Annotated in this window: 19 protein-coding genes; 8 read left to right on the top strand and 11 right to left on the bottom strand. The window is 69.8% G+C overall.

Annotated features, from left to right (window positions below):
• The first annotated feature begins 36 nt into the window (after nt 1–36).
• Nucleotides 37–1,494 (top strand): reverse transcriptase family protein, encoded by a 1,458-nt coding sequence (locus SYV04_RS08685; RefSeq protein ID WP_321545178.1) that lies wholly within the window; start codon nt 37–39, stop codon nt 1,492–1,494.
• Here SYV04_RS08685 and SYV04_RS08690 read toward each other — a convergent pair whose 3' ends face one another.
• Nucleotides 1,495–2,871 carry an ELWxxDGT repeat protein gene (locus SYV04_RS08690; protein WP_321545179.1) on the bottom strand — a complete coding sequence of 459 codons (1,377 nt, stop codon included), beginning with the start codon at nt 2,869–2,871 and terminating at the stop codon, nt 1,495–1,497. It lies immediately after the preceding gene.
• A 257-nt stretch (nt 2,872–3,128) separates the two neighbouring features.
• On the opposite strand from SYV04_RS08690, the gene SYV04_RS08695 reads away from it, so the two are divergent.
• Nucleotides 3,129–4,469 carry a chloride channel protein gene (locus SYV04_RS08695; RefSeq protein ID WP_422723917.1) on the top strand — a complete coding sequence of 447 codons (1,341 nt, stop codon included), beginning with the start codon at nt 3,129–3,131 and terminating at the stop codon, nt 4,467–4,469.
• A 19-nt stretch (nt 4,470–4,488) separates the two neighbouring features.
• Here SYV04_RS08695 and SYV04_RS08700 read toward each other — a convergent pair whose 3' ends face one another.
• The 5 genes from SYV04_RS08700 to mmsA all read right to left on the bottom strand — a co-directional run bounded on the left by SYV04_RS08700 (nt 4,489) and on the right by mmsA (nt 10,645).
• Entirely contained in the window at nt 4,489–5,325 is an 837-nt protein-coding gene (locus tag SYV04_RS08700) for an energy transducer TonB (RefSeq protein WP_321545180.1), read from the bottom strand.
• 112 nt (nt 5,326–5,437) lie between these two features.
• Nucleotides 5,438–5,953, bottom strand: coding sequence for a type IV toxin-antitoxin system AbiEi family antitoxin domain-containing protein (locus SYV04_RS08705; RefSeq protein ID WP_321545181.1), 516 nt, complete (start codon nt 5,951–5,953; stop codon nt 5,438–5,440).
• A 503-nt stretch (nt 5,954–6,456) separates the two neighbouring features.
• Complete coding sequence (locus SYV04_RS08710; RefSeq protein WP_321545182.1) at nt 6,457–7,806, bottom strand: CapA family protein; 1,350 nt, start codon at nt 7,804–7,806, stop codon at nt 6,457–6,459.
• A gap of 96 nt (nt 7,807–7,902) precedes the next feature.
• A complete protein-coding gene (locus SYV04_RS08715) occupies nt 7,903–9,075 on the bottom strand; it encodes a metallophosphoesterase (RefSeq protein ID WP_321545183.1) in 1,173 nt (390 codons plus the stop codon).
• A gap of 79 nt (nt 9,076–9,154) precedes the next feature.
• A complete protein-coding gene (mmsA, locus tag SYV04_RS08720; RefSeq protein WP_321545184.1) occupies nt 9,155–10,645 on the bottom strand; it encodes a CoA-acylating methylmalonate-semialdehyde dehydrogenase in 1,491 nt (496 codons plus the stop codon).
• Nucleotides 10,646–10,830: 185 nt separating this feature from the next.
• Here mmsA and SYV04_RS08725 point away from each other — a divergent pair, with 185 nt between their 5' ends.
• The 3 genes from SYV04_RS08725 to SYV04_RS08735 all read left to right on the top strand — a co-directional run bounded on the left by SYV04_RS08725 (nt 10,831) and on the right by SYV04_RS08735 (nt 14,978).
• On the top strand, nt 10,831–12,495 hold the full coding sequence (locus SYV04_RS08725; RefSeq protein WP_321545185.1) for a type VI secretion system contractile sheath domain-containing protein: 1,665 nt from the start codon (nt 10,831–10,833) through the stop codon (nt 12,493–12,495).
• Between the two features lie 118 nt (nt 12,496–12,613).
• On the top strand, nt 12,614–13,996 hold the full coding sequence (locus SYV04_RS08730) for a hypothetical protein (protein WP_321545186.1): 1,383 nt from the start codon (nt 12,614–12,616) through the stop codon (nt 13,994–13,996).
• A 25-nt stretch (nt 13,997–14,021) separates the two neighbouring features.
• On the top strand, nt 14,022–14,978 hold the full coding sequence (locus SYV04_RS08735; RefSeq protein ID WP_321545187.1) for a HEAT repeat domain-containing protein: 957 nt from the start codon (nt 14,022–14,024) through the stop codon (nt 14,976–14,978).
• Nucleotides 14,979–15,011: 33 nt separating this feature from the next.
• On the opposite strand, the gene SYV04_RS08740 is transcribed toward SYV04_RS08735, so the two are convergent.
• The 5 genes from SYV04_RS08740 to SYV04_RS08760 all read right to left on the bottom strand — a co-directional run bounded on the left by SYV04_RS08740 (nt 15,012) and on the right by SYV04_RS08760 (nt 17,676).
• Complete coding sequence (locus tag SYV04_RS08740) at nt 15,012–15,467, bottom strand: hypothetical protein (protein ID WP_321545188.1); 456 nt, start codon at nt 15,465–15,467, stop codon at nt 15,012–15,014.
• Nucleotides 15,446–15,994 carry a hypothetical protein gene (locus tag SYV04_RS08745; protein ID WP_321545189.1) on the bottom strand — a complete coding sequence of 183 codons (549 nt, stop codon included), beginning with the start codon at nt 15,992–15,994 and terminating at the stop codon, nt 15,446–15,448. Before SYV04_RS08745 ends, SYV04_RS08740 begins: the two co-directional genes overlap by 22 nt.
• Nucleotides 15,991–16,551 (bottom strand): DUF4166 domain-containing protein, encoded by a 561-nt coding sequence (locus tag SYV04_RS08750; protein WP_321545190.1) that lies wholly within the window; start codon nt 16,549–16,551, stop codon nt 15,991–15,993. The genes SYV04_RS08745 and SYV04_RS08750 overlap by 4 nt, the downstream gene beginning before the upstream one ends.
• Nucleotides 16,552–16,637: 86 nt before the next feature.
• A complete protein-coding gene (locus SYV04_RS08755; protein ID WP_321545191.1) occupies nt 16,638–17,165 on the bottom strand; it encodes a GNAT family N-acetyltransferase in 528 nt (175 codons plus the stop codon).
• Between the two features lie 52 nt (nt 17,166–17,217).
• On the bottom strand, nt 17,218–17,676 hold the full coding sequence (locus tag SYV04_RS08760) for a hypothetical protein (RefSeq protein ID WP_321545192.1): 459 nt from the start codon (nt 17,674–17,676) through the stop codon (nt 17,218–17,220).
• Nucleotides 17,677–17,793: 117 nt separating this feature from the next.
• Between SYV04_RS08760 and SYV04_RS08765 the strand changes: the two genes are divergently transcribed.
• The 3 genes from SYV04_RS08765 to SYV04_RS08775 all read left to right on the top strand — a co-directional run bounded on the left by SYV04_RS08765 (nt 17,794) and on the right by SYV04_RS08775 (nt 19,973).
• Nucleotides 17,794–18,312, top strand: coding sequence for an RNA polymerase sigma factor (locus SYV04_RS08765; RefSeq protein ID WP_321545193.1), 519 nt, complete (start codon nt 17,794–17,796; stop codon nt 18,310–18,312).
• Nucleotides 18,309–19,052 carry a hypothetical protein gene (locus tag SYV04_RS08770; RefSeq protein WP_321545194.1) on the top strand — a complete coding sequence of 248 codons (744 nt, stop codon included), beginning with the start codon at nt 18,309–18,311 and terminating at the stop codon, nt 19,050–19,052. Before SYV04_RS08765 ends, SYV04_RS08770 begins: the two co-directional genes overlap by 4 nt.
• A gap of 114 nt (nt 19,053–19,166) precedes the next feature.
• Nucleotides 19,167–19,973 (top strand): GNAT family N-acetyltransferase, encoded by an 807-nt coding sequence (locus SYV04_RS08775; RefSeq protein ID WP_321545195.1) that lies wholly within the window; start codon nt 19,167–19,169, stop codon nt 19,971–19,973.
• The last annotated feature ends 17 nt before the right edge of the window (nt 19,974–19,990 follow it).

Raw genomic sequence — 19,990 nt, forward strand, 5'->3', positions numbered from 1 at the left:
CGCCCGACGCCGCCGCACCCGACGCCCGGAGCTGCCATGACCGCCAAGCTGGAGTCGCACGTCCCCGCCGCGCCGCCGCAGCCCGCCACCGCTCCGACGCCCACCCCGCCCTCGCCCGCCGCGCTCGCGCAGCGCGAGGCCCGCCGCCAGCAGCACGAGGCGCTCCTGGCGCGGTGGAAGGGCATCGAGGAGGCGGGCGGCACGGACGCGTGGGTGCAGCAGCAGCTCGTGGCCAAGGGCGTGGCGGCCGAGGAGGTGGAGTTCGAGGAGCTGTCCGAGAAGCAGAAGGCGGCCTGGAAGGAGAAGAAGAAGGCGGAGGCCGGCGAGCGGCGCGCGCTGAAGCGCCAGGCGTGGGAGGCGTGGAAGGCCACCCACATCCACCACCTGGGCGCGGGGGTGCATTGGGAGGAGTCGCAAGGGCCGGACAAGTTCGACGTGCCGGAGCGCGAGGAGCGGGCCAAGGCCAACGGGCTGCCGGACTGGGACTCGGTGGAGGCGCTGGCCAAGGCGCTAGGGGTGTCGGTGGCGCGGCTGCGCTGGTTCGCCTTCCACCGCGAGGTGGACACGGGTACGCACTACCAGAGCTGGGAGATTCCGAAGCGGGATGGGGGCAAGCGCACCATCACCGCGCCCAAGCGGGAGCTGAAGGCGGCGCAGCGTTGGGTGTTGTCCAATGTGGTGGAGCGGCTGCCGGTACACGGGGCGGCGCACGGCTTCGTGGCAGGGCGCTCCATCCTCACCAACGCGCTGGCGCACCGGGGCGCGGACGTGCTGGTGAAGGTGGACATGAAGGACTTCTTCCCCTCGGTGACGTGGCGCCGGGTGAAGGGGCTGCTGCGCAAGGGCGGGCTGCAAGAGAACGCGGCGACGCTGCTGGCGCTGCTGTCCACGGAGGCGCCGCGCGAGGTGATGCAGTTCCGCGGCAAGACGCTGTACGTGGCCAAGGGGCCCCGGGCGCTGCCGCAGGGGGCGCCCACCTCTCCGGCGCTGACGAACGCGCTGTGCTTGCGGCTGGACAAGCGGGTGTCGGCGATGGCGAAGCGGCTGGGCTTCACCTACACGCGCTACGCGGATGACCTGACGTTCTCGTGGCGGCGAGCCAAGGGGGCCAAGGGGAAGAAGCAGGCGGACGCGCCGGTGGCGACGCTGCTGGCGCGGGTGAAGAGCATCCTCGAGGCGGAGGGCTTCACGGTACACCCGGACAAGACGCGGGTGCTGCGCAAGGGCGGCAAGCAGCGGGTGACGGGGCTGGTGGTGAACGAGGCTCCGAACGGAGTGCCCGGAGCGCGCGTGCCCCGCGAGGTGGTGCGGCGGTTGCGCGCGGCGATCCACAACCGCGAGCAGGGTAAGCCGGGCCGCGAGGGCGAGTCGCTGGAGCAGCTCAAGGGGATGGCGGCCTTCATCCACATGACGGACCCGGCCCGGGGCCGCGCCTTCCTGCAACAGCTCGAGGCGCTCGAGGCGAAACAAGCCCCTGGGCCCGCCGCGCCCTGACTACTCCACCGGGAGTTCGGAGCACTGGCTCCCTGGAAGGACTGGCAGGACCCACAGCTCCTCGCCGCCCGAGGCCTCCGTCGCGGTGAAGAAGACCTTCGAGCTGACCCGGACGAACCCGGTGGGATTCGAGGAAGCACTCCCCGGAGCAATCTCCGCCAGTGGCAGCGTGCCGGCCGCCGTGCCGTCGCTCACCCAGGGCTCGCGGCCACGGCCTTCCGTCTCCGCCGAGAAGAACAGCGTGCCCGCGATGACCGTGAGTCCCTGCGGCGACGAGCTCCCGGGCCCCGGCCTCAACTCACTCATCAGCAGCGTGCCCTTGCCGGTGCCGTTGCTGACCCACAGCTCACGGCCCCGTGAGCCATCGTCCGCGGCGAAGTAGAGCAGCCCGTTCATCGCCGCGAATGCGCCCGGCGCCGAGCTCTCCGGACCGGGCCGAATGTCCTTCACCTTCACCGTGCCCCCCGCCGTGCCGTCGCTGCGCCACAGCTCCTCGCCGGCCGCGTCCCCCGGCAGCCCTGCCTCACCCCCTCCAGCGGTGAAGAAGAGCGTCTCGCCCACGGGGGTCAACTCATGCGGGTAGAAGCCGGGAAACGAGCGCAGCGGCTGCGTCTGCGCGCCCTGTCCCCACCACAGGCTGGCCTGGCCCTGCTGTTCATCGAGCAGGAAGAAGAGCTCCGGGCCCGCCGCGGTGAACGAGAGCAGGAAGCTGTCCTCGGCGGTGGCCAGCAGGGAAGTCGCGCCGGGCACTCCCTCGCTGCGCCACACCCGCAGGGAGTTGCCCGCCTGGGCCACGAAGTAGAACGCGTCTCCAGCCTGCGTCAGACGGCGAGGGCTGGAGCTGCCCGGAGCGCCCGGGCTGGAGAGGTCCTCGCCAGCGTAGAGGTCCTCGACGAGGAAGGTGCCCTCGGGCGTCCCATCACTGCGCCACAGCTCCGTCCCGCGCGTCCCATCGTTCGCGGCGAAATAGAGGACCCCTCCGAAGGCGAGCAGCTGATCGGGCGCCGAGCCCAGGGGCCCGGGGAAGATGTCCTTCACCATCACCGTGCCCGCCTGGGTGCCATCGCTGACCCACAGCTCGCGGCCGTGGACCCCATCCTCCGCGGTGAAGAAGAGCTTGTTCCCCGCCACGGTGAGGCGACGCGGATTCGAGGTCGCCGTGCCGGGCCGCGCATCCTTCACCAGTGCAGGCCCCGCCCCCTGAGGGCCACCGCTGATCCACAGCTCGCGGCCATGCACCCCATCCTCCGCCGTGAAGAAGAGCGCGCCCTGGGCGTGGATCAGCTCACGGGGCTTGGAGCCCGTGGTGCCCGGGCGGATGTCCGCCACCCGCGAGGCGGAGAGGTTGCACAGCCTTCCCGCGACCTCGGCTTCCACGGGAGCGGGCTCCTCCGGGTAACCCTCCTCTGGAGGAGCAGCACAGGCAGCGGAAAACGCCAACACCACCCCGAGCGAACGCCAGGTTCCCATCGACCGACCCCTTCCCACGAAACGCGCCACCAGCCCCGAGTGGAGGTGCAGTCGATTCTCACGCCGTGGGAGAGGCCCCCCTTACGCGGGAGGCCGAAACTGGCGCCTGGCCGACACTGCTGGACCTGTCGTCCAAGGCAGATGTGAAGTCCTCATCCATCCCCGTGAGCGCCACTGAACGTCTACACTGCGCCCCCGTGAACATCCCCCGGAGTGCCCGTTCGCTGGCGCAGTGGCTCCTGCTGGGAGCGCTCGTCGGTGGGGTGTGCGGCGTGGCCTCGGCGGTCTTTCTCTTCCTCCTCGAGAAAGCCACCGCGCTGCGGGAGCTGCACCCGGGCCTCGTCTACACGCTGCCGCTGGCCGGGCTCGTCATCGGCGCGCTGTACGCGAAGTGGGGAGCTCCCATCCGAGGCGGCAACAACCTGATCATCGACACGGTACACGAGGGAGACCGACAGGTGCCGCTGCGCATGGCGCCCATGGTGCTGCTGGGCACGGTGCTCACCCACCTCTTCGGAGGCAGCGCTGGCCGCGAAGGCACCGCCGTGCAGATGGGAGGCAGCCTCGCGGACGCACTCGCCCACCGCCTGCGCGTCTCGCCGGAAACGCGCCGCGAGCTGCTCGCCGCGGGAATCGCCGGAGGGTTCGGCTCGGTGTTCGGCACACCCATCGCGGGCGCCGTCTTCGGGCTGGAGGTGGTCGTCGTGGGGCGCCTGGGCTACGAGGCGCTGCTTCCGGCGCTGGTGGCCTCGGTGGTGGGCGACCTGGTGACGCGCGGGCTGGGAATCGACCACACAGTGTACCCGACGCCCACGGCCTTGCCGCTCTCGGCGGGTGTGCTGGCGAAGTGGCTGGTCTTCGCGGTGGCGGTCGCGGGGGTGGCGATCCTCTTCGTGGAGGGGACACACCGGCTGAAGAAGCTGCTGGAGGGCCGCATTCCCTCACTGCCGCTGCGCATGGCCGTGGGAGGGCTGGCGGTGGTGGGGCTGTGGAAGCTCGTGGGGACGGACGCATACCTGGGGCTGGGCGTGCCCACCATCGTCCGCGCCTTCGTGGACCCGGCGCTGCCCGAGTCGGCCTTCGCGTGGAAGCTGCTCTTCACGGCCGTCACGCTGGGAGCGGGCTTTCTGGGCGGAGAGGTGACGCCGCTGTTCTTCGTCGGCGCGGCGCTGGGCAACGTGCTGGCTCGGCTGCTGGGGCTCCCGGTGGACCTGGGGGCGGCGGTGGGCATGGCGGCGCTGTTCGCCGCCGCGGCCAATACGCCGCTGGCCCTCTCCATCATGGCGGTAGAGCTGGTGGGCGCGAGTGTCCTGCCCCACGTGGCCATCGTCGCCACGATGGCGTACCTGCTCACGGGTCAGCGCGGCATCTACCCAGCGCAGCGCATCGCCCGGCTCAAGCATGGCGGACCGCTGCTGGCCCGGCTCATGCCGCTGCGCGAGCTGCCCTCGGAGCCCCCGGAATCGAAGGGCGAGCCCGAGCCAAAGGAACCCTCACGAGACTGAGGCAGCGCCTCCCAGCGCCCTACCGCGAGGGATTCAGGGCGAAGTCGACGGGAATGACGAACTCGGCGGTGGGGCTCGGGTGGCCTACGGGCAGGGGCTCGAAGGGAGCGGCGGCCTCGACCATGCGCAGCGCCTCGGTGTCGAGCACGGAATGGCCAGAGGAGCGCGCGAGCATGGGCGCTCCGGCGAGCGAGCCGTCCCGGTTGACGCGGAACTGGATCCGGGCCGTGCCCTGCATGCCGAGCCGAACCGCGCTCGCCGGGTAGCGCCGCTGCCGGGTCACTCCCGAGAACAGGCGCCGCGAATAGGCCCGAAGCTCACCCGAGGAAGCCCCCGCGCCACGTGGAGCGCTCGTGCTCCCTTGCGTGCCCATGTTCAGCCCTGAAACCCCCGCCAGGGCGGCAGCGGACACGGCCCACGCGCGGGTATCCACCGCATCCTCGGAAGCCCCCTGGGAGGCGCCCTCCTCTCCTGAGAAATCTCCCCCGGAGGCCCCCGGCTCGGAATCCAACGAGGGAATCTCCCCCGTGGCGGAATCGGAAACCGCCCCCGTCTCCTCGGGACGAGCCACCCCAGGTGCCTTCTTCGGGAAAGGAATCACGACCACCTTCCGGGGCCGGTTCACGCTACGAGGAACACGCTCGGGCGGACGCTCCGGCACGGCCTCGACGGGAGCCGCCGCGCCCACCGGGCGCGAAGCGGAAGCAACCTGCCCGGCACCCGGGACGTCACCCGCCCCCTCGAACCAGATGATCGGCGCGACATCGGAAGGAGCCCCCCGAGCCACGCGGCTCTCCGACATCCGCGCGGATCCGTCTCCCTGGAGGAGCAGCGCCAGGAAGCCATGCAGCGCCACGGAAGCGCCCAGAAAGAGCAGCAGGCGCCCGGGGCCGCCCCGCCTCTCAGCGCTCCCAGCTCTGGCGGCCTCCCATGGCATCGCCACGATGTATTGCAAAGGCGCCGAGCCATCAACCCGGCCCCTCCTGATAAGCAGGCAGCCAGTCCGTGTCCTCTAACTCCGTGCCCGGATCATCTTCCCAGTTCCAGTCGAAACCTGGCTGTGGCGATTCGGCAATCCTCGGTTCTGGCACCGGGCGATTCCGCGCCTCGAGGGCCCTCCGGATGTCGGCTCCCTGCCGAGCCATGAGCAGCTCCACATATGGCGTGAGGGTCTTCGTGACACGGCAGATGGCCGCGAAGCGGAGGACCTCCTCCGGTGAGCAACACCCAGCCAGCAGGGCCGTCTTGAGCGCACGAACCGCTACCGGATAGCCGAGTTTATTGCGGTACTTGAAGAGGTCCGCCACGGTCTTTGCCACGCTGTAGACACGCACTGGCACACCGCGATCCGCATGATGTTCGATGCCCTCGGAAAGCGCCGGCCCAGAGAAGCGGACAATGCGCAGCGAAGGTTGCTGTCGGCGTGGGCGACGGGCCTTCTCTCCGATAGCGAGGCACACCTCCACGGGCTCCTCGGTCAGCAAGCCATGGAAGTAGAGCGCCGAAGAGAGACACACCACCCCCTGCGGGACGCATTTGGCCGCGATGGTCGTCCTGCAAAATGGGCGATGGGACCACCCCCAGACACCGGGTGCCACCTGCCTCAACATCAACCGCAGCCATGGCAGGGGCACACCTCGATGCGCCAGATCGCGTGGCCGAAGCAGTCCCAGCTGATCCGCCAGCTCTGCTACCGAAGGCCTCGTCAACCGGTCTGCTCGTGGCTTCAGTCTGTTGCTCGCCATCCTCCACCTCCCCCAACCCATGCAGCGCGGTGCTCTCCCTACCTGGAGGGGCTGACACGCGGGTTGAGGGGATAGGCCACGCTTCCGAGCCACTGCTGCGCGGCACTGTTCGAAAATGTCGGGACTTTTGCGACCCCAAAACCCCCGACATTTCCGAACAGCGAGTTCCCAGGCTCCCCTGGGGGTCCGTGACGCCTGTGCGCCTACTGCCCCATGGCATCGGTTGCTTTACCGAGCGGACCTCAGGGCGCGCCTTGGACCGCCACGCCACCGGCCGGCGCTTCCGGGGTGCGCGGCGTCGGCGTGGCCACTGTGACGCCCTCGGGCAACATCTTCAGGATGCGCTCGCGCCGCAGCTTCTGCATCGCCAGGCGCCGCTCCAGCGCGGTCCGCTCCACCTTCGCCGCGGCCTTGGCCGCCTTCGCCTTGCGACCCTCGGGCAGCGGCTGCGCATCCAGCTGTGCCACGCGCCCGACGACGGCCTCCACCTCCCGGTCGAGCAACAACGGCTGGATGTTGCGCAGCTCCTTGCGCTTGCGCGTGAGCGCGTTGTTCTCGATCCACACCGGCAGCGCCGACACCGCGTCCAGCTCCACCGGGCCGCCCGCCTCGCGCCGCACCCACGCCACGCGCAGCAGCATCGAGTCCCGCACGTCCCCGTCCTTGCCCGGGCCGCCCGGCTTGTACGTGTAGAAGCGCCCCTGGTTCGCCACCAGGTTACCCAGTGAGTACGCGATGAGCGCCTTGCGCCCCTCTGGCGTCGTGTACTGCTCCAGCGGCTGCAGCACGTGCGGGTGGTGGCCAATCACCGCCCCCGCCCCCGCATCGATGAGAGCGCGCGCCAGCTGCTGGTCCTCCGGGTGGGGCTGCTCGGCGTACTCCGCCCCCCAATGCACCATCACGAAGAGCACGTCACACTGGCCCGCCGCCAGGCGCACCTGCTCCACCAGCTGCTCCACGCTCACCTCGCGCTCCTGGTCCTCCACCTTGTACGGCACATAGGCGACGTGCGGGCCCTCGAGGTCCTCCGGGTTGGTGAAGCCATTCATCCACCGCGTGAAGGACAGGAAGCCCAGCCGCATCCCTTTGACGTCCATCACCACCGGCTCCCATGCCGGCGAGAGCGAGACGCCCGTGCCCACGTGCTGGATGCCCGCCGCGTCCAGGTGCCGCAGCGTCTCGACCATCCCCGGCAGGTTCTGATCCCGAGCGTGGTTGTTGGCGGTGGAGACCAGCTTCACGCCCGCCGCGGCCAGCGCGCGCACCATCGCCGAGGGCGCGTTGAACAAGAACTGCCGCGTCACCGCCTTCTTGTTGTCGGTGACGGGCGTCTCCAGGTTCACCACCGCCACGTCCACGGCGCGCAGCTCGCCCGCGATGGGCTCGAACACGTGGTCCCATCCCTCGTTGTTGAGGGAGCGAGGGGGCTCGCCCTTCACCTCCGGCGGTGCGCTGAGCGCGTGGGCCTGGGCTGCCTTCTTCAACTCGCCATGAGGAATCACATCTCCGCCGAAGACGAGCTCCACGCGCGTGGCGGGTGCGGGAGTCGTGGCGTAAAGCAGGGGGGCGAGCAGGAGGACGGGGGAGAACACGCCCTGCAGCTTAGTTCACTCCCTGATGATCTCGGAAAGAGGCCAGAATTCGGCCTCGCCCGAGCCCAGCCGAGCAGGCGACCGCCAGAGGCCCTCCTAGGTCGTCAGCACGAGCTTGAGGAGTTCGGGTGGACTGCCCACGCGCATGGGAGGCCCCCAGAAGCCGCAGCCCCGGCTCACGTACAGATGCGAGCCGCCATGCTGATAGAGCCCCGCGGAGTGCTCCCAGCTCAGCCCGATGAAGAGGGTCATCGGAAAGAGCTGCCCGCCATGGGTGTGGCCGGAGAGCTGGACATCCACGCCTCGCTCGGCGGCGACCTTGAAGTTCGCGGGCTGGTGCGCCAACAGCACCGAAGCACGGTCCGGATCCCGCCCCATGAGCGCCTGGTCGAGGTCATAGCCTGGCCTGCCGCGCCGCCTCCCGCCGCTCCAGTCGTCCACGCCCACCAGGTCCAGCGAGCCGCCCGCATCCCCGACGCTCATGTGGCGGTTGCGCAGCACTTGGAGGCCCAGCTTCTCCAGGAACCCCGTCCAGGCCACCTCCCCCGAGAAGTACTCGTGGTTGCCGGTGACGAAGAAGCTCCCGAAGCGAGACTTCAGGTTGCCGAGCGCCGCGACGGCCCCACCCAGCGTCGCCACATCCCCATCCACCAGGTCCCCGGTAATCGCCACGAGGTCCGGCCGGAGCGCGTTGGCTCGGCGGACCAGCTCGTCCATGAACCGGCGCTCGATGAACGGGCCCACGTGGATGTCCGTGAGCTGGACGATGCTGAGTCCGTCCAAAGCCTTGGGCAACTTCGGCACCCGGACCGAAATCTCCGTCACCTCGGGCGCCGCGAAGGCCCGCCAGCGCCCATAAGCGGCCACTCCGCCCCCGGTGACCACGGCCGTGCCCGCCACCGCCCGGGCCAGGAAGTGTCGCCGCGCCTCGTCCACCGGAGGCGCCGAGGGCACACGGAGCCGTTTGCCCAGCACCACCAGCCCTCGAGTGAGGTCCAGGAAGAGGAGCGCGAGCACCAGGAAGAGCGCCAGGCCCATCCAGGTATACGTCGCCACCGCGAGCACGCCGGCGACACTTGCCGGGAATAAGTCCTCCAGCGAGCGCCGGTACATCAGCAGAGCCGACAGGAGGACCAGCACCGCCATCGCCAACAGCCGGGGCACGCGGCCTCGCACCAGCGGCCGCACCAGGCGCCGGTACAGGTACAGGTGTCCCAGCACGGCGCCGGTCGCGATGAGCAGCGAGAAGGAGAAGAACCGGAACGGCATGAATGCCTTCACCCTCGGGACTACTTCGGGCCGAAGAGGCGGTCTCCCGCCTCGCCCAGCCCCGGCACGTTGGGACGGCTCAGCTCATCCACGAGCCGTCGGTGCGCGCCGTCCACTTGCGCGTCACCTTCTTGAGGTAGCTCCAGAACTCCACGCCACCCTGGCCGGTGATGTCGCCATGGCCGAAGCGCGACTCGTTGATTCCACCAAAGGAGAATGGCTCGCGCGGAACGGGCACGCCTACGTTGACGCCCACCATGCCCGCCTTGGCGTTGTCCACCACATGCTGAGCCACGATGCCGTTGGTGGTGAAGACCGAGGCCGCGTTCCCGTAGGGCGAGGAGTTCTGCAGCTCGATGGCCGCCGTGAGCGTGGGCACGCGCACGATGGAGATGAGCGGGCCGAACAGCTCCTTGGTGTGGGCCTCGGAGCCCGGACGCACGTGGTCCAGGATGGTGGGGCCCAGCCAGTTGCCGCCCCCGTACGCCGCGCCCGAGGGCTTCTTGCCGCGCCCGTCCACCAGCACCTTGGCGCCGTCCGCCTCGGCCCGGGCGATGGCGGCCTCCAGGCGCTCCTGCGCCGCGCGGTCGATGAGCGCGCCCATGCCGGGGCCCATCTCGATGGCGGCGGCGCGGCGCGCCATCTCGTCGATGATGTGCTGCACATCGCCCACCGCCACCATCACGCTGGCGGCCATGCAGCGCTGGCCCGCGCACCCGGTGAACGAGTCCACCACCGCCTGCGGGGTGAACACGGGGTCCGCGTCCGGCACGACGATGAGGTGGTTCTTCGCGCCGCCCAGGGCGAGCACGCGCTTACCGCGCGCGGTGCCCTCCGCGTACACGCGCCGGGCGATGTTCGTGGAGCCCACGAAGCCCACCGCTTGGATGTCCGGGTGCTCGAGGATGCCGTCCACGGCCTCCTTGCCACCGTGAACGATGGAGAAGACGCCGGGGGGAACGCCCGCCTCCAGCATCAGCTCGCCCAGCAGCAGCGAGGTGAGCGGCACCTTCTCCGAGGGCTTGAGGATGAAGGCATTGCCCAGGGTGATGGCGGTGGGAATCATCCACAGCGGCACCATGGCCGGGAAGTTGAACGGAGCGATGCCAGCCACCACGCCGAGCGGCTCGCGCTTGAACTCGCAAGTCACTCCGCGGCTCACCTCGAGCGCGCCGCCCGTGTCCAGGTTCTGGACGGACAGGGCGTAGTCACACACCTCGATGCCCTTGAGCAGCCCGGCGCGCGCCTCGGCGATCGTCTTTCCCGCCTCGCTGGCGGCGAGGTTGGCAAGCCGCTCGATGTGCTGCTCCAGCAGCATGCGGAAGCGGAACATGCGCGAGGTGCGGTCACGCAGGGCGGTGGCGCGCCAGCCCTCGGCGGCCTTCTTCGCCGCCTCTACTACGGGCGCCACGCCCGCGGCGGGAGTCAGGGGAACGCGGCCGATGACGGTGCCCGTGTAGGGACTGCGCACGTCGAGCATCGCGGCGCCGGCGGGGGTTACCCACTCGCCACCCACGAGGTTGCGGCCAATGATCGGAGTTTCAGGAAGCTGAACGTAAGTAGCAGACACGTGGACCCCCCAAGGGTTCGTCACGGGAAGAAGCAGATCCTAACAGGGCGGCGCCAGGGATCCGCAACCGATGCACCCTGGGGGTGCGACGCGGTGCGACATGGGCGGATCTCTTCGCTTGGTGTTGTCAGGCTCCAGGCTAACGTACGCCCCCTCGATTCGTTGGAAGCTCTACAGGAGAGCGCATGAGCCAGAGCGTGAGTCCAGAAGGTGCCCGGGTACGTTGGCTGGTGGCGGGGGCGGTGACGGCCTCGCCCACGGGTCGCCGGTTCCTCCTCAAGCCGGACACCTTCGCCGAGGAGCTGGCCAAGGCCGCCTCCGGGCTGCGCGTCAGCGTGCCGGACCGGCTTGGCGGGGCCGAGCAGCGCACCTTCGAGCTGTCCTTCGACAAGCTGCGCTCCTTCGGGGTGATGGAGCTGCTGGGCGCGGTGCCCGAGCTGAAGAAGCTCCAGGGGCTCACCGAGGGCTTCATGAAGGCCGACCCCTCCCGTCCGCTCACTCCGGACGAGGGCGCCGCGCGTGTGGCGGAGGTGGTGGGCGCCGGCCGGCTGTCGGCCGCGGTCTCCGCGGCGCTGGGGGGCACGCCTCCCGCGGCGGCTCCGACTCCCGCGAGCGCTCCGGCGGCGGCCTCCTCGGGTGGGGATGACCTCGTCGGCGAGCTGCTGGCCAAGGCGGAGGCCACCTCTCCCTCGGCGACGGCGAAGGCGGGGGTGGATGCGTTCGTGCGCGCCATGGCGCCCAAGGGCGCGGGCCCGGCGAAGATGACGCCGGATGCGCGCCGGGCGGTGCGGGATGCCATCGAGCTGGCGTTGATCCAGACGGGCAAGGACCTGCTGGCCGCCGAGCCGGTGGCGCGGCTGGAGTCCGCTTGGCGCGGGCTGAAGTTCCTGTTGGAGCAGTGCCCCACCGCCTCCGGCATCGCCGTCGAGGTGCTGGACGTGGAGCCCGCGCAGGTCCCCGATGCGCTGGAGAAGGCAGTGGAGGCCGAGCCGTTCGAGCGGCCGGACGTGTGCTTCGTCATCGACGCGACGGACGACGTGGCGCGGCTGCGCCGGCTGGCGGCGATCGGCGAGGAGTCCCAGGTGGCGGTGGTGGTGGCGGTGACGCCGGCGCTGCTGGGCACCACGCTGGCGGAGCTGCCCACGGCGCTGGAGGACGCGAAGCTGGGCACCACGGGAGACTGGGCAGAGCTGCGCAAGGAGGACTCCACGCGCTGGCTGAGCCCGGCGCTCAACCGAATCGTCCTGGCGAGCGAGAAGCGGGGGGTGCTCAACCGCGCGTGCTTCGCGAGCCCGGCGTTCGCGGTGGCGGCGATGATGTCGGCGAGCTTCCAGGCCACGGGCGGCTTCGCGCGCATCACCGGCAACGCGGGCGGATTGAGGGCTCCGGGGACGTGGGAGCCGCCGACCGGGAAGGACTCGGGCTCGGCCTATCCCACGGAGGCGTTCCTCTCCATCCGCGCGCAGACGCGGCTGTCGGAGCTGGGCGTGCTGGGCGTGGGCAGCGGGCGCAACACGGACATGTTGCTCTTGTCGGTGGCGCCGATGGCGTGCTCCAACGCGCACGTCATGCCGCTGCCGGCGCAGTTGCTCACTGGCCGAATTGTTCGCTTCGCCCTGTGGGTGCGGGATCAGCTCCCGGCGGGCTCCAGCGCGAAGGACATGTCGGATCTCTTCTCGCAGGCCGCGCAGGTGTTCCTCTTCGGAGGCGCGGCGGACATCGGCAAGCTGGAGGCGCAGCTGGTGCCGGGCGAGGGCGGCAATCAGCTCATCCAGGTGGAGGCGGCGGTGAAGCCGGAGCAGGCGGGCACCCGCTTCCACCTCGCCTTCTCGCTGCCGCTGCGGCACTGAGACGCACGCCCTCCCGTACACGTTCGGCCCTCTGGGGTTGAACGTGTACGCGGGCTCCGGGTTCCATGGGCGTCACACCGTGGTGCGTGGCGCGCCTGATGGGTGCATGCTGACAGTCATGACGAGCGTCCCTGCACTGGTGCGTGTGGTCCTGCTCCTGTGCCTCACGGTCCATGTCGCATGCGCCACCTCGCAAGCGGGCATTGCGGACGGTGCCTCGCCCACGCCGGTGAAGACGAGTTCGCTGCCTGGAGGCCGCCTGCGCCTCTCCTTCGCCCCGACATCCGCCAACTCCGCTCAGGAGGTGCTGTGCTGGGAGGAGACCCAGGAGATGCTCACGCTCTTCCAAGCGGCCTTTCTGACGGATCGGCCTCAGATCCGAGTGATGTCACCCGCGTGGTCTGGACGCTCGGGTGAAGTTCCCACTGCAAAGTGGGAGGCGCGGCTGCGCGACCAGTTCTTGTCTCGCTTCGGTCCGACGCTGTTGCCACTCCCAGAGCGATTGGAACAGAGCCCGTTGTTCCAAGCGCTGAAGCTCTCGCCCCGCTATATGGGGGCCGGGGTACGCGAGGCGGCCCGAGAGATGTTCGACTCTCCCGTCTTCGTTGCCAGCGTCTGCCTCTCGGTGCTGGTGTACTTCGCTGCATGGATCGCGCCCGAGCCTCTCTTCACCAAGGCACTCGCGGCGACCGTGACGACGGTGCTGGCCATCACCGTGGGAATCCTGGAGCTGACGAACCTGGCGCTGGCTTGCCTGAAGCTCTATCGAGAGTCCGAGGCGGCCAGGACAGAAGACGAGCTGGAAGCGGCCGCGGAACACTTTGGCAAGGCCGTGGGAGGCACGACCCTCCGGGTGTTGATGTTGGTGGCAAGCTTTGGAGTGGCCAAGGGACTTCCGCCAGTGCCTCCGGGGAGTGCATGGACAGTGCTCGGGCCGCCTCGCTACGCGGTGGAAGGTGGACTGGCGCTAGGAGCTACGAGCACGGCGCACCTCGTCGCCGATGGCAGCCTCATCCTCAGCGGGGTTGCGACGGGTGAGGTGGCTCAGCGGCTCTGCGGAGGCCTCGCCGTCTGCGCGACGATGGAGGAGGTAGGCGGCGCACCCAAGCTGTCCACGCGGTATGGCCCACCCCACACGCGGCAGAACGCAGCACACAATGAGGCCATCGAGCGGGAGCTGGCCGCCCGCGAAGTGGCAGGACATACCGACCTGCGCAAGAACAAGGCGCAACTAAAGGCCAACGGCGACCCTGTTTTCGACTCCGACCCGGTGGATGGAACCCACTTTCGCAGACCCGATGTGTCCTCGCTCAGACCCGATGGGATACGGCACAACACCAACTATGTCTCCAACCCCAGGGACCTGAAGCGTGAGCTGGATGCCTTCGAGGCGATGAAACGCGCAGACCCCAAGGCGATTCAGGACCTGTACCTCCTGGATGGAACATTGCTTCGTCGACACGTGCCTCCCGGCGTGGCCTCCGCACTGGCGGGAGGCTAGGCGAGCGATGGCGCTAAAGCCCGACATGGCCCAGCTACAAGACGAGCTGATCACGGTGTTCCATCAAGGCGACGAAGGCCGGGCACGCGCGCTCGTGTCGCGGCTTGGCGCGGAGCCCCGGCAAGCGAGGGCCGTGCTGGAAGCCATGCTGGAGAACCCCGAGGCCCGAGTGAGGCAAGCAGCGGCGTTCGGGCTCGGCGAGCTAGGAGGATCGGCCAGCGCACGGCGCCTGGAGCAGCAACTCGCCCTTGAAGAGACCCGGGGTGATTACGACGGGGAATCCGTCGCAGAGGTCATCACCCAGGCGCTGAGCCGCATCAAGGAGACGGGCGCACGGGCAACTCTGGTGCGGAGACTGAAGCGACTGGTGACTGGCTCGCCGCAGCCCTCGGAGGTCACTCTGCTGGCACGCGCGCTGTGGAGAAACAGGCACCCCGAGCTGCTGCCTGCCGTGCAGCAAAGCATGGAGCAGCTCTCTCTCCCTGCGCCGAGTTCCTTGCACGGACTGAGGGTGCTCCTAGAGAAACCGCCGGAAGCGCTGGGTGCGTGGGCCCGAGAGCCAGCGATCCCCGTGGAGTACAAGACACGTGTGCTCACGGTTCTGGAGGAGGACGTGCCAGAGCACTGGGCCTCCACGCTGACGGCGTTCATCGCCACGGCCCGGATGCTCCTTCCCCAGGCGGTGAGCCAGGAGGGCGAAGCGGCAGACTACTGCGAGCGTCTGTTCAGCCTGCTGCTCCTGCATCGAGAGCGTCTCCTGGGGGCCCTACCGGCAGAGGCCCGCACGGAACTGCACGCAGTCGCTCGGGCTTTGGTGGCGGCAACCTCCATGGGCTGTGCCGTCCGAGCCGCGGTCATGCTCAAGCTCGTGGGACGAGAGGAAGACGCAGCACTCCTCGAGGCCCATCGCCCCGGCGATGCCACCTTCGCCAAGGTCTTCGATGACGCCGCGCACGCGCTGCGCGGCCCTCGAAGGAGCTGACCTGCCTCTCACTCATGTTTCGCTGGAGCCTGCTCAGTGCCGCGCGAGCAGTTGCTGGTGCCGCTCGGAGAGCAGCGAGGGCGCCACCCTGCGCCGCAGCCCCTCGAACACCCGGGCGTCCTCGCCCGCCAGACTCGCGCCCAGCTCCCGCGCCTCCAGGAAGAGCTCCAGCGCCAGGCCCCACCGCAGCCCCGCCCGCGCTCCCTCGCCCTGCTCGCTCAGCAGCTCTCCCTCTTCGGCCACCAGCCGCGCCAGCACCACCACCCGCTGGGGATGACCCAACAGCCGGGCTGTCGAGGCCGCGTCCGCCATCGTCAGCACGCTGTACTCCATGCCCAGCGTCGCCAGCGCCGTCTCCCGGATGAGCCGATGGGCCTCCTCGGGCCGCTGTTCCTGCCGCGCCTTCAGCAGGGCCTTGAGGGCCTGGGCGAACTGCTCGATGAGGCGCTCGATGTAGTCCTTGGTGATCATGCGGAAGTCGTCGGCCACGGCCAGTGGCCCTTGGGGAGCTGCAACGCCGCGTACAAGTCCCTTGCTCCCGAGCCGAGCACACCCACCGCCATGAGGCTGAGCGTGACACGCAGCGCTTGCGGCACGGGAGCGGGCTCGGCCAAGAACTCCGTGGGCAGCCGCCACCACGCGAGCAGTACGGGCACGAGGTATGCCAGCGCCGCGCCATAGATGATGGCCATCACCGTGTGCATGCAGCGCTCGCCCGGGAACACTCCGCCGAGCGGTCGCCGCACCGCGTCCTCCACCACGAAGTCAGCCAGGGTGATAACGATCTCCGCGGCGATGAGGAGCGCGAGCACCGCCGCCCAGGCCCCTCGCCACGCCACCCACGGCAGGCTCCCGAAGAGAATCGAGTAGAGGAAGTCGCGCGCGGCGTGGAGCAGCAACTCGGGCCGGCTACCGGGGACTCCCGCGGGCAGCCGCGCCCGCCACTCGTGGTAGTAGAGCGTGTCGAGCGCCCCCAGCGCTCCCTGGGTAGCGAGCAGCCACAGCGCGATGCTCATGACGCCTGCTCCTCGGGACGGACGAGGCCCTCGTAGGTGAGCAGCCAGTCCGTGAAGGCGGTGCCGATCCGCACCCGGACGCGCATGCCTCCCGGGGCTTCGGTGGCCAGGCCTTCCACGCGGGGCGCCAGCACCCGAGGCATCCGCAGACGCCAGGGCCCCAGGCAGAGCCACGCTCCCACCTGCTCGTAGGCCAGGCCCCCCTCCACCGCGCTCAACTGGAAGACACACTCCACGGGGCCGAAGCGCTCCCCCATCCGCCCTCCCTCCCAGGCGCGCTGCACCGTGGAGAGCGCATGGCCTCCGAAGGTGCGCTCCCAGCATTGGGTGTCCCGCTCCCGCCGGACGCTCAGGCGGGTGGGCACGTCCTCTCCCGGGGCGGGGAAGCGGCACAGCCACCCCACGAGCGCGGACAGCGCGCCCTCGCCCCGGCGAATGACGAAGCGCCCCGTGGCGCTCCCCTCCTCGTGCATGCGACGGACGAGGGGCGGCAGGGTCTCCCAGTGGGCTCCGAGCATCCCCGCATAGAGCGAGGGAGCCGGCACGGACGTGAGCAAGGAACCTCCAGGAGCAGCGAGTGCCTCGCAGCATACGCCGCCGTCCCGGCGCGGAGCAGGGCCCGCTCCCTTGGCTCCCGGCAGGCTCAGCCCTTCAGCCGCAGCAGGTAGGCTTCCAGGAACACCGTGGGCATATCCAGGTCTCCCTCGGGCGTGCGCACATAGCCGCGCCGCTGGTACATGCGCGCCACGCCCTGCGCCCCCCGGCGCACGTGCAGCGCCACCGCGTCCACGCCCCACTGGCGCGCGAGTGCCTCCACCGCGTCCATCAGCGGGCGAGACAGGCCCTGCCCGTGGTAGCGCACCGCCGTGGCCAGGTGCCGCAGGTCCGCGGTGTTCGGCGTCCACGCCTCCGAGTCCGGTGCCCCTGGCGGAAAGAGCGCCACCGTGCCCACCACCTCCCCGTCCACCTCCGCTACCAGCACCGTGGCCACCGCGCGCTTGCTCGCCACGTCCCGAAGCGTGCGCTTGCGCTCCTCGGTGTAGACCACCTCCGGCAGCTTCTGGGCGTATTGCGTCACGTACGCCTCGACGAGCAGCTCGCCGATGATGCCGTCATCCTCCGGGCGTGCCTCGCGGATGCGCACCCGGCCCACCACGTCCGTCTCGCTCATGCGGCGCGCTCTACCAACGTTCGGGCATTGAACCAACCTCCTCGCCCATCGCTCAGCGCAGCAGCTTCAACGTGGACAGCGAGAGCTCCACCTTCGCCGAGCGCGGGCCGTAGTCCCGCTCGGGCGCGGTGAAGGTGAAGAGCAGGAAGCGGTCCGGGCGCGGCAGGAAGTACACCAGCGTGCGGTGGGTGCCCTCCTGGAACTCGTAGCGCGCCACGGGCCCCGCGGGGAGCGTCCCCTGCGAGGTGCTCACCCGCTTGCCCGGCACCGACACGCCCGCGGCGCCCAACACCGCCTCCGGCAGCGCCTCCAGCGCGGGCGGAGTGCCCGGCACCGAGCGTACCTCTACCCCACCCTCGAAGCGCGCCACCGCCGGCGGACCTGGCTCCTCCGAGGAGAGCTTCACCCCCGAGGGTGGCTCGTACTCGAACCCCAGGGCCTGGGAGGAGACGGGGCGCGAGCACCCCACGGCGAGCAGCACGGCCAGCAGCGACAGGCAGGAGCGACGCATGGGCCAGGACTCTGCCACAGCAGGAAGCGCTCCGGCCCCCCTAGGCACGACCAGGAGGCTCGTCTACATTCCGAATAGGACATGATGGGTCAGGCGTCAGCAAACCACCTTGAGGAGTTGTATCGGCGCTTCGCCCCCGCCATCAACCGGCGCGCCCTGGGCATGCTCCAGGACCCTGCCGAGGCCCATGACGTGATGCAGGACACCTTCCTCGCCTACATGGGCAACGAGGCCTCCCTGAGAGGAGAGGCCGATGTCTTCACCGTGCTCTACCAGATCGCCACCTACAAGGCCGTGGACCGCCTGCGCCGCAAGTCGCGCTGGTCCGGCGTCCTCGGCTCGCTCGACGTGAAGGAGGAGGAGGACTCCAACCTCCCGGGCGCGTGGGCGCAGTCCTCGAACGAGGGAGGCATGACGCGCGTGGAGGCGCTCCGGGACCTGGCCCTGCTGACCCAGGACGAGGAGCCGCGCACGCTCACCGCCGCCGTCCTCTACTTCGTCGAGGGCCACACCCAGGAGGAGGTGGCGAGGATTCTCGGCTTCGAGGACCGCAAGCACGTCTCCCACCTGCTGCGTGACTTCGCCGCGAGGGCCCGCGAGCGCGGCGCCCGGCTCGGCAAGCGAGGGACGTCATGACGCCCGAGTCCCGGCGTATCCCCGACGCGCTGCTCGATCGCTACCTCTCGGGCGCGCTCGACCCGGAGGCGAAGCGCCAACTGGAGGCAACCCTGGCCCAGTCTCCCTGGGACAAGGCCCGGCTGGCGGAGTTGCGCGCGGACTCGGCCGCCTTCCTGCTGCAGCATCCCCCTGCTCCCTTCGTGGCGCGCGTCCAGAAAGCCGAGCGGCCAGCTTGGTGGCGAAGCTGGCCCGTACTGCTCGCCCCGGCGCTCGCGACGGCCATGCTGACGCTTCTGGTGTTCCAACCACAGATTGAGCAGCTACTCCAAACTCTGATTGAGGGTGACCCGTACACCGTCAAGGGCTCGGTGATGCTGGTGCTGCACCGCAAGGTCGGCGAGAGCAGCGTCCAGGTCTCTTCGGGCGACACCCTCTCGCCCGGGGATGCCATCCGGTTCGAGGCGAAGGCCTCCAATAACGGCTTCCTCGCGGTGGTGGGCCGGGACGCGAAGGGCGTCATCACCGTCTATCACCCCTTCGGCGGCACGGCCGCGCACCCTTACGAGGCGAGCCAGCCGCTGCTACCGGAGGCCGTTGCGTTGGACGACACCCTCGGCCGCGAAGACGTGTACGCCTTGTTCTCGCAACAAGCCTTCGAGCTGGACTGGGCTGTGCGCGCTCTGGAGGAAGGCCGCTCGCTCCCGCAGGCTGCCCCCAAGGGCATCTCGGTGGGGCACACCTTCTTCGTGAAGAAATAATTCCCACGAAATTCGGGTCCGGCGACCAACTCCGTGAGGGCCACGGCGGGGGAGCCGTGCCTCATTCCGCACAATCCATCCACCGCCACATGTGCCCTCCCAAGGAGAGGACCCATGACGACCCTGTATTGCCATGTCGCCACCACACAGCGCCAGTTGGACGACGCCCTGCGCGTCCGCTGGGCTGTCTTCGGAGAGGAGTTGCGCCTCATCGATGGACCGGGGCCCGCCGTGCCCCGGGAGGTGAACTGCTTCGACACCCTGGAGACGACTGTGCATCTCGTCGTCTACGCGGACCATCAGCCGGTGGCCACCACGCGCCTCTTGCTGCCCAACTCCGAGGTGGCCCACGCCATGGATGGGCGGTTGGGCATCGACCTGGAGCAGAAGCTCGACCTGTCGGGCGTGGGAGGTCCCGGCCTCTGCTTCGCGGAGAGCACCCGCTTCTGCATCCTCAAGCCGTGGCGCAACTCGGAGGTGCTCTTGCGCTTGCAGGCCGGCCTCTACCAGGAGAGCTGGCGCCGGGGCGTGACGCATTGGATTGCCTCCGCCAACACGGAGACGGACTCGGTCGAGGATGTACACGTGCTCTACCGGGTGGCAGCCCACCAGGGACTGGTGAGCCACCGCTGGAGAGTCCTGGGTCGCGCCTCCTCGAAGCCTCCCGCCATCGCCACCGCGCCCCTCTACACGCCCGCGGAGCGGGCCCGCGCCCGGCACGGGCTGCTCGAGGGCCTGCGGCTGCCTCGGACGCTCTCGCTGTTCGCCCACAAGATGGGCGCGCGCTTCATCGGCGAGCCGATCTACGACGCGCACTTCCGCCGCTTCTCGATGCCGCTGGTCGCCGCGCTGGCTGAGATTCCGAGCAGCACCCTGACGATGTTCTCCGCCGTGGAGTCGGGCGCGCACTCCGCCGTCTGACCCGGGCACCTTTCCCC

Source organism: Hyalangium ruber (genome assembly GCF_034259325.1).
Lineage (GTDB): Bacteria > Myxococcota > Myxococcia > Myxococcales > Myxococcaceae > Hyalangium_A > Hyalangium_A rubrum.